The following is a 374-nucleotide window of genomic DNA, read 5'->3' on the forward strand; positions in this document are numbered from 1 at the left end:
TTTCACTTCTGATTGCGAAAATTTGAGAGACTCGAACACACATTAACTGTGTGTCGTTTCAATTTTCAGCTTGATCCAGATTTTTAAAGAGCAAATATCTCAAACGTCACCCGAAGATGAGTTTTGAGATATGTCGGCGCGCGTCTTTCACTCACGAACCAGCAAGTGGCGTCCCCTAGGGGATTCGAACCCCTGTTACCGCCGTGAAAGGGCGGTGTCCTGGGCCTCTAGACGAAGGGGACACTGAAGTCTCAATCGCAAGACGCCTTGCTTCTCTACTTTCATCAGACAATCTGTGTGAGCACTACAAAGGCAGGTTCTTTAAGGTAAGGAGGTGATCCAACCGCAGGTTCCCCTACGGTTACCTTGTTACG

1 tRNA gene is annotated in these 374 nt (G+C 48.1%); it reads right to left on the reverse strand.

What is annotated here, in order from left to right:
* Positions 1–166: 166 nt before the first annotated feature.
* Positions 167–242 (reverse strand) — tRNA-Glu (locus PGR79_RS23830).
* Positions 243–374: the final 132 nt, after the last annotated feature.

Source organism: Klebsiella sp. 141161 (assembly GCF_050600815.1).
Classification (GTDB): Bacteria; Pseudomonadota; Gammaproteobacteria; order Enterobacterales; family Enterobacteriaceae; genus Klebsiella; species Klebsiella aerogenes.